The organism is Collinsella sp. HCP28S3_B9 (genome assembly GCF_052066095.1).
Lineage (GTDB): Bacteria > Actinomycetota > Coriobacteriia > Coriobacteriales > Coriobacteriaceae > Collinsella.
Genome location: NZ_JBQHST010000029.1, coordinates 24,524 through 30,523, shown reverse-complemented (window position 1 = coordinate 30,523; position 6,000 = coordinate 24,524). Strand labels below are relative to the sequence as shown.

The window sequence follows — 6,000 nt, the reverse complement described above, 5'->3', positions numbered from 1 at the left end:
ATTGCCTTTCCACGAATCCTAGCTTCAGCAATTAAGATTCTAGGCGATAACCGCTTCCTGCTTTCTACGGCCAGGGAAGCGGCCCCTTACACCAACATTCGGCACGCGATCTGCCGATGAGATCGCGACGGCGCAGGATGATGATTCTGCGACGGGTATCGCCAAGAAATATCACTTGGTGTCTGAAGACGGCAGACTGGGTGATGCGTGCTACAAGACCGTCAAGCTTTCTACTGGTGCCGAGGTAAAGGCTTATATCGTCGGCTTTAATCATGACGATCGCGCCGATGGCAAGGGCAAGGCTGGCATTACGTTCATGGTGTGCGGAACGCCGGTTCTCAGCGATTCCATCAACGAAGACGGATCCAACACCGGCGGCTGGAAAGACAGCGATATTCGCAAGAGTTTGAATAAGAAGGTGCTTGCCAGCATGCCCAAGGACCTCAAGAAGAGGGTCGTCAAGGTGGCTAAGCTTACCAACAACGCTGGCGTTACGACAGATGCCTCTTCGGTGACGGCGACGGACGATTCGCTCTGGCTGCCCTCCTTGGAAGAACTCTTTGGAAATGATGGTCTTGAGAGGTTACTCAGCTCGAATCAGTCTGACGCGCTTGGTGTTTACAAGGCGGAAGGCAGTCAATATAAAATTTGGTACAAAACTGCCGGTCCCGCCTGGACTCGCACCTGCGATGCAACACGGTCTGGCCAGTTCCTGACCTACAACGGCATAGACTATAGTGGTTCGGCCAAGTCCAGCAACAACAATGACATTTATCTGGGCTTCTGCCTGTAAGAACTGAGGCATTTCGATTCGACGATTGTGGCCCCGGGATTTTCCTGGGGCCCTTTTGGTATTGGGGGGGGACATCGGCTCGCCCTGCAATGTTGCGCAACAGAATGCGTGAATCGTGCCAGAAAATGAATGCAGTGCAAGATGATGGCCGAGAGGAGACGGCATGTCTTTTGATATGACAAGGCGCGAGGCGCTGGGAGTGTTGGGGGCTGCTGCTGGCACGCTGCTGACAGGTCCGTTGCCTGCGATGGCGAGCGATAACAAGGACGACGACTCGTCTTCCGACGCTACCAAGGGCTCTGAATCCGGCACCCTGTATGCGGCGCTGCCTGGTGCGAACTCCAATTGGGGATTCGTCGATGTCAACGGTTCGTGGGTGATTGAGCCCTCGCTTGGCGACATTGCCAGTGCACCAGGCGACAGCTGCTATACCGTGCCGCACGTTAACGATTCCTCATTCGCGCGAGACAACCAGATCAACGTGAACATGGAATTGCACGGCGGCGTTTTTGATGGCGATTTGTTCCCTGCCACCACGGCAGACGATACCGAGACCTGGGGCTATATTGACCGTACGGGTAAGTGGGCGATCGAGCCGCAGTATCTCTATGCCGCTTGCTTTATCAACGGCTTTGCTGTTGTGCAGGATAAGGATGAGGACTTTCACTTTATTACGCCCAAGGGTAAGGATGCCTTTGGCAAGCTCGACTGCAAGACACTTACGCCGTTTTTTGAGGGCTATGCATGCCTGTACAGCGGCGATGGTTGGGGCGTAATCGACACCAAGGGCAAGTGGGCGCTCGCTTCGGCTAAAGACACGACCAGCCCGTATAAGTACAGCGCGCCGCTCGTTTTTAACGAAGGCAAGTGCTTTGACGATTTTAAGTACATCGATACCTCGGGCAATACGATTTTTGAGTTCAGCGAAGAGGACCGCGGCTACGCGAACCGTCTCAACGATGGCTACAAGGACACGAGGCCGATCTATAAATCGTTCCATCAGGACCGCGTTTTTTACGGGCACCGCATGTACGATGCGCAGGGCAAGGTACTGACGGACTTTACGTTTAACGACTTTAAGCAAGTCATTATTGCCACGTATCAGGACGAGCGCATCTTTCATGAGGATCTTTGCGCTGCCAAAGATCCGATAACGCACGTGTGGGGTTACATCGATAAGGACGGTACTTGGGTTATCAAGCCACAATTTGAAGTGGCGTATAGCTTTAGCCAGGGGCTTGCCATGGTTCTTGACCCGGCAAGTGACAACTATGGGTTTATTGACAAAAACGGAGACTGGAAGATTCCTCCGCGCTTTGGGCTGCCCGATGGCAATGCAGGAGACTTGAGCTACACGTTTGATGAAAATGGTCGCGTGTTTGTCGTGGCCGATCTTCCCGATGGCTCGAACTCGGCCCGTAAACGCTACGGCTGGATCGATACCGACGGCAACTGGGTTTGTTCTTGGGAGTACTAGACATGAAGTGCAAGCAGTGTGGAATAGAGCTCAAACAGGGCGCAAAGTTTTGCGTCAACTGCGGCGCGCGCGTGGACGATGTCGATTTGGGCCAGACGGTGACGGTTGAGCCGGTTGAGGCTGCGTCAGATGTTGACTTGGGTCAGACAGTGACCGTTGAGCCTGCGGACGATGGCGACCTGGGGCAGACGGTGACCGTTGCGCCGGTGGAGCCTGCGGTGGATCCTGATGCGACGATGACGGTCGACCCCGATGCGACGGTTGCAGTTGATACCGATATGACGACGACGGTTGAGCATCGCGAATCTGTGGCGGATTTTGATGCGACGACGGTGGTCGAACCCGTTGATGAGCCGATGGGCGACGTGGCGGATGAAGCTGCAAGTGAGCCGGTAGACGATGGCGCGGACGAGTCTGAGGGCGAGCCGGTTGACATGAGCGCTGCGTTTGAGCCGAGCTCTGAGGTTACGACGGTGCTTTCGGATGATTCCTTTACTGTCGCGCCGACTCAGCAGACCGTCGCCATGCCAAAGGCGTCTGCGCCAGTCGATTGTTCTGATGCTAATAGTGCCACCTCGGCTTCTACGGGCCCTAAATCGCCTAAGTCTCGCCGCGCCGCTATCGGCGTGGGCGTTGCCGCTGCCGTTGTGGCCGTGGGCGCCATCGGTGCGTTTGCTCTTAAGGGGTTGGGCGCCAATACTTCGGCAGATGAATCAGATTCCGTTACGAAGTCGTCCTCTAAGGCGGCGTCTCAAAAGCATGGGATTATCAAGGAGAAGCAGATTAAGACCGATATCACGGCGGTCAATCAGCTCTCCAAGGGCTTCATTCCCGATAGCAAGTTTGTCGACGGCGGCAGCTATTCACTCGAATCGTTGGATGTGACCTCTCAAAAGGAGGACTCGGATGGCAACGTGACCGTTAAGGCCACGACCGTGACTCGCAACAATGCCTTTGAGTCCACGGCTTCGCTTACCGGCACGTACACCAAGAAAGGGGAGAAGTACACGCCCAGCTGGAAGGTGGATTCCTCGACCACCAAGGCTATTGCTCCCATCGAAAAGGACCCGAGCGGGCTTTGGACTCAGGGCGATGTCAAGTTTGACAAGAAGGCTCAAACTTCGACTGTAAAGGTAAACTACGAGCCCTTGTGGTTTGAGACGGTCGATGGAGACGTTGAGTACACCTACAAGTTCGATGGCTCCAAGTGGGTTCTTGACGGCGACAAGGCGCCCAAGGTGAGCTATGAAAACCTGGTGAGCGACAAATACACCGATACGTCCGATGAGGGACGCAAGGCGCTGGTCGAGCACTTTAAGATCACCTCGGCCGATAACGGCAAGATCGCGTTTAGCTTTAAATGGACGCAGCTCTTCGAGTCATTCTATTCGGCTGTAACGCCCCAGATGAGTACTGATGTTTCGGGCGAGGCAACGATTGTTCCCGTGACTATGGATTCCGGCAAACGATTTATTGTTTGCAAGACGCTTATTGAAAAAGACTCTGAGGTCGCAGGCGATAAGGACGCGTTTGCCGTGAGCATTATGGCCGAGGGTCCTGCCGAGTATGACGCTGCGTCTAAGCAAGAAATTCTGGTTGACGTAACGGGCAAGATGTCCAAAGAGGATCACGACGGTCTTGGATCCGATTTTGCGGGCACGTGCGGCCAGACGTTTAATAGCAGGTTCGGGATTCCCCAGGAGCAGAGTCCTACGAAGGAATAGGACTTCTGCGAGTTTTTGGCGCCACGCGGTTGCGGACCCGCGTGGCGCCGTTTTGGCCGGCCCAAAAGGCGCTGCGCCCCATGCCATCCCGGGAGCAGCGCCTTTTGGGCCGGCCGTTTGCGTTTGTGGCGGTGGCCTTTAGAGGCTGGCCGCGTTGTCCGTTTATGGGCGCTTTTGCCGCCAGTAGATTCACCTCGTTCCCGGCAATGTTGCGCAACGTCTGCTCGGTATGGATTTCTACACTTGAGTTGTCCAAAAGGGATTCGGTTCTTGAATGAGGGATGAACGATGAGCGGGAACTCCTATTACGATGACGATATGTCTGAAGAGGACTACGAGCGGGTCATGGAGCATATGTACGAGCTTGAGTGCGAGCTCGAGGAGCCCCATGACGCTCGTGCTGACCAGTTGATTCGCGAGGAGCTCGAGCAGCTTTCGAGTGCCATGTTGTTTGAGCCGGTGGTCAAAAACGGTGAGTACCTTGGTGAGCGCGACCATGTGCCCGGGTATTGGACGGATCGTCGCGATTTGGAGTCCGAGTCTTCAGACGCTTCGAGCGATGCCGACGAGGTAGAGAAGGATGAGCCGTTTGATTTGATTGGCTATCAGGGCTCTTCCTCGGGTGGCTCGGTGCTCGAAATGTTTACTCCCATTTTAAGGAGTCGCGTGTTCTGGATCTTCATCGCGTTTCTGGTGTTTATCGGCATGCTCGACATGTTCTACGACAGTTTTATTGTTCCTTCGGGCTTCGCTATTAGCCGCATCAATTTCCAGGGCTTGGTGCTGCTGGCGATTGTCGTTGTATACATTGCCCTGAGGCGTCGTCGCCGTTAACGGCGGTATTGACGCAGCTTCCGATGTTGCGCAACAGAGTGTTGGGACAGCGCCGTATGCTCGGGTTGTCCTGAAAGCGAGAGAAAGGACAGGACAATGGCTGAAGTTGAAGTAAGGGCTTTGGGTCCCGACGACGTCGACGATATGGTCGATCTGGACGAGCAGTCGGGCTACGAGGTCTATGACGCGTGGGCGGACTATGTTGAGGACGAGGACGAGGAGAACTGTTACCTCTGGGGCGTCTTTGCCGATGATGAGCTGGTCGGTTTTTGCGTAACGGGCGGTGCAGATGACCCCGACCTGCCGGATGCCGTTACGGAGCACCCGCTCAACGAGTACACGTCGACGTTTTTGAGCCATGTGTATGTTGACCCCGACTACCGCGGTAACGGCTATGGCGCGCGCCTGGTGCACGACGCCCTGTTGGGATACTGGGAGAGCGAGGGCGAACAGCAGCCTACATTCCTGGATCTGAGCGAATATCTCTTTGACGGTGCTGATGCGGATCCGATTAAGCTCGCGCATCTGCTCATCGACTTCTTTGGCAAGAACGGGTTTGAGCCCATTCCCGACGATGACCACGACATCACCTACACCTGCATGGTCTTGGATCCCAAGAACTTTAAGGATCCGGACGCGGAGTAGGGGTTGCGAGGTGTTGGTTTAGCTTCCCTAGTTGATGTTTGACGGGACCGGACGTTCCAGTTGAGATGGCTGGACGTCCGGTCCTTTTTGTTGCCTGTCGGGTTTGGTGACCGGCACGTCTGTCTCGATCTATAACATCTGGCGGGGGATACGGGGTCTAGTTGTTACAGATCGAGATTGTTCCTCGACCGACAACTCAACTGTCTCAATCTATAACATCTGGGGCTGGTTTTGCTCCGTAACTGTTACAGATTGAGATGTTGTCTTCAGACGGATTGGTTTGTCTTGATCTGTAACAGTTACGGGTCGATTTACTTGGTAACTGTTACAGATTGAGACGTTTGTGGGCCGTGTTGACCGTTTGTCTCGATCTGTAACACGTAGAGGAAGATTTGATCCGTAACTGTTACAGATTGAGACAATTGGCCCAGACTCGCCCCGTCCGCCTCGTCATCTGTGGTTTACGTGGGGGCATACGGAGTGCAGGTATACTAACCCGCGGCGAATCTGCTCCATCGCTTAGAGCT

General features: G+C 54.6%; 5 protein-coding genes. All 5 read left to right on the top strand.

Annotated features, from left to right (window positions below):
- Positions 1–178 precede the first annotated feature (178 nt).
- The 5 genes from ACTNBB_RS07585 to ACTNBB_RS07565 all read left to right on the top strand — a co-directional run bounded on the left by ACTNBB_RS07585 (position 179) and on the right by ACTNBB_RS07565 (position 5,473).
- Complete coding sequence (locus ACTNBB_RS07585; RefSeq protein WP_441057495.1) at positions 179–793, top strand: DUF6273 domain-containing protein; 615 nt, start codon at positions 179–181, stop codon at positions 791–793.
- A 163-nt stretch (positions 794–956) separates the two neighbouring features.
- The gene (locus tag ACTNBB_RS07580) at positions 957–2,270 is read left to right on the top strand and encodes a WG repeat-containing protein (RefSeq protein ID WP_441057456.1); all 1,314 of its coding nucleotides are present in this window, start codon (positions 957–959) and stop codon (positions 2,268–2,270) included.
- Between the two features lie 2 nt (positions 2,271–2,272).
- A complete protein-coding gene (locus ACTNBB_RS07575; RefSeq protein WP_441057459.1) occupies positions 2,273–3,994 on the top strand; it encodes a zinc-ribbon domain-containing protein in 1,722 nt (573 codons plus the stop codon).
- A gap of 288 nt (positions 3,995–4,282) precedes the next feature.
- Complete coding sequence (locus ACTNBB_RS07570; protein ID WP_441057462.1) at positions 4,283–4,828, top strand: hypothetical protein; 546 nt, start codon at positions 4,283–4,285, stop codon at positions 4,826–4,828.
- 96 nt (positions 4,829–4,924) lie between these two features.
- Entirely contained in the window at positions 4,925–5,473 is a 549-nt protein-coding gene (locus ACTNBB_RS07565; RefSeq protein WP_441057465.1) for a GNAT family N-acetyltransferase, read from the top strand.
- Positions 5,474–6,000 lie beyond the last annotated feature (527 nt).